The organism is Mycobacterium sp., from assembly GCF_025933915.1.
Lineage (GTDB): Bacteria > Actinomycetota > Actinomycetes > Mycobacteriales > Mycobacteriaceae > Mycobacterium.
Genome location: NZ_JAICZA010000298.1, coordinates 1 through 2,387 on the forward strand (window position 1 = coordinate 1; position 2,387 = coordinate 2,387).

The 2,387-nt window shown below is 70.3% G+C and carries 4 protein-coding genes; 1 reads left to right on the forward strand and 3 read right to left on the reverse strand.

Annotation, left to right across the window (positions count from 1 at the left end):
* Nucleotides 1-177, forward strand: a 177-nt coding sequence (locus Q0W90_RS24230) for an alpha/beta fold hydrolase (protein ID WP_366895772.1), incomplete at its 5' end; no start/stop codon positions are given.
* A 68-nt stretch (nt 178-245) separates the two neighbouring features.
* Here Q0W90_RS24230 and Q0W90_RS24235 read toward each other — a convergent pair.
* The 3 genes from Q0W90_RS24235 to Q0W90_RS24245 form a co-directional block, all read right to left on the reverse strand.
* A complete protein-coding gene (locus tag Q0W90_RS24235; RefSeq protein ID WP_297777195.1) occupies nt 246-734 on the reverse strand; it encodes a nuclear transport factor 2 family protein in 489 nt (162 codons plus the stop codon).
* Nucleotides 735-744: 10 nt separating this feature from the next.
* Nucleotides 745-1,590 carry a mycofactocin-coupled SDR family oxidoreductase gene (locus Q0W90_RS24240; RefSeq protein ID WP_297777198.1) on the reverse strand — a complete coding sequence of 282 codons (846 nt, stop codon included), beginning with the start codon at nt 1,588-1,590 and terminating at the stop codon, nt 745-747.
* A partial coding sequence (locus Q0W90_RS24245; protein ID WP_297777200.1) for a mycofactocin-coupled SDR family oxidoreductase occupies nt 1,587-2,387 on the reverse strand: 801 nt, incomplete at its 5' end. The genes Q0W90_RS24240 and Q0W90_RS24245, both read right to left, overlap by 4 nt.

Genomic DNA, 2,387 nt, shown 5'->3' on the forward strand with positions numbered 1-2,387 from the left:
ACCCTGCTGACCTGGGGCCGAGACGACAGGGTGAGCCCGCCCGACATGGCCCTCATCCCGATGCGCACCATTCCCAACGCGGAACTGCACATCTTCCCCAACTCGGGGCACTGGGCGATGATCGAGGCCAAGGAGGCGTTCGAGAGCACCGTGCTGGCGTTTCTGTCGCGGGGCTAGGCGGGTCGCCGCCATCAATACGCGGCGATCGCGAGCGCGGCGCAGCCGGGCGAAGCGGGTCGCCGCCATCAATACGCGGCGCCCGCAAGGCCTTTCGTCAACACCGCGTGCGCGTCGGGGTTGCCGTCGAGCACCCGGGCCGTGCGCGCACCGATCCGCCACTGACCGTCGATTCTCCGCAGCGCGAAATGGTTTGCGGCGCAGCGCCATACGCGGTAGCTCCCGTTTTCCGAGCCGTCGCGGACCAGCACGACGGACTCGCACACCGCCACCGCCGAGTCACCCTCGACCGTGACCACGCAGGGACCGAGGAAGTGGCAACATCCCTTCGCCACCAGCTTTAGGTGCGCCGACGAGCCCACCATGCCGTGCACATCGGCCCGGCCCTGCATGCGCCAGCCGTCGACGTCGTAGCTGCCGTCGCTCGCCCACAGGTCCGCGGCGGCGTCGGCATCGCCGGCGTCGACCGCCGGGCCGTAGGACGCGATCAACTTCGCGATGTCGCGTTCGTCCTCGAGCCGGCGCAGCCGGGCCAGCAATTCGTCGATGGTGGTCATGGCGTTCTCCTCATCGCTGGGTGGCGCCCGCGTCGACGGGCAGGGTGATCGCGGTGATGTAGCGCGCCTCGTCGGAGGCCAGGAACAGCGCGGCGTTGGCGACATCGAGCGGATCGATCCACGGCACCGCAAGCATGTTCATCGAGCGGGCGGCGTCGGCGAACTCGGCGCGCGTGGGCGCCCGGTCCAAGTCCGGGCGAAACGCACTGCTGACGACATCGTTCTGGATCATGGGTGTGTCGACATTGGTCGGGTTGACGCAATTGACCCGAACATTGTGCGGCGCAAGCTCATTGGCTAACGAGCGCATCAGGCCGATCACGCCGTGCTTGGCGGCCGTGTAGTGCGCGACACCGACCAGCCCGCGCAGCCCCGCGATGGAGCTCGTCAGGACCATCGCGCCGGCGCCACGCGCGATCAGGTGGGGCGCGCCGGTGCGGCAGGTGTGCCACACCCCGGTGAGGTTGACGTCCAGCATGGTGCGCCAGGCGTTTTCGTCCAGGTCGACCGCCATGCCGCGCGACGTGATTCCCGCGGTCGCGCACACCACGTCGAGCCCGCCGAACCGCTCCGCACCGCGGTCGGTGGCGGCCCGCATGCCGGCGAGGTCACGGACGTCGACGATTTCGGTGTGCACCCGCCCGCCGGCCTCACCGACCAGCGACGCGGTGGTGTCGAGGTCGTCGGGCGTGCTGTGCGGGATCATCACCGTGTCGACGGGGCCGCACACGTCCAGGGCCACGACGTCGGCGCCCTCCTGCGCGAACCGCACCGCCTGTGCGCGACCGATCCCCCGCGCCGCGCCGGTGATCAGGGCGACCTTGCCGGCCAGCCGCCCATGTCGCTGGGCGCTCATGTCGTCTTCTGGGTCAGACCGGCATCGACGACCAGCTGGGTCCCGGTGATGTAGCGGGCTTCGTCGGAGGCCAGGAACAGCACGGCGTTGGCGATGTCGACGGGCTCCACCCACGGCACCGGAAGCAGGTTACGGGCCCGCAGCACCTCGGCTGCGTCGGCCTCCGTGGGGTTGGTCAGGTCCGGCCGAAGCCGCCGAAAGGTGGCCTCGTTGAGCACCATCGGCGTCGCGACCGGTCCGGGGTGCACGGTGTTGACGCGGATGCCGCGCGGCCCGAGTTCGTTGGCCAGCGTGCGCGCCAGTCCCACCACCGCGTGCTTGCTGGCGGTGTAGTGGGCGGTATTGGGCAGTCCGCGAATGCCACTGGTGGAACTGATGATGACGACCGAACCGCCCGAGTCACCCTCCCGATCAAACATGCGCGGCACACCCGCCCGCACCGTGTGCCAGACCCCGGTGAGGTTGATGTCGAGCGTGCGCTGCCACACCTGCGGGTCGAGTTCCCACGACGGTGCGCCCGGCAGGTGGACACCTGCGTTGGCCACGATGACGTCGAGCCGGCCCAGCTCGGCGACACCGGCATCGATGGCGGCGGTCACGGCCCCGAGGTCGCTGACGTCGGCCAGGCCGGTTGCGCAGCGCCGACCGCGGTCGGAGACTTTCCGCGCGGTGTCGCGCAATTCGTCGGCCGCCGCCGGAGCGTCGAGCGCGATCACGTCCGCGCCCTCGTCGGCGAAGCGCTCGCAGTGCACCCGCCCGCTTCCCTTGGCGGCGCCGGTGACCACGACAACCTTGTC

What these genes read in the sequence shown, in the direction of transcription:
- Q0W90_RS24240 (WP_297777198.1), bottom strand. Translation starts at nt 1,590, where the DNA reads ATGAGCGCCCAGCGACATGGGCGGCTGGCCGGCAAGGTCGCCCTGATC.
- Q0W90_RS24235 (WP_297777195.1), bottom strand. Translation starts at nt 734, where the DNA reads ATGACCACCATCGACGAATTGCTGGCCCGGCTGCGCCGGCTCGAGGAC.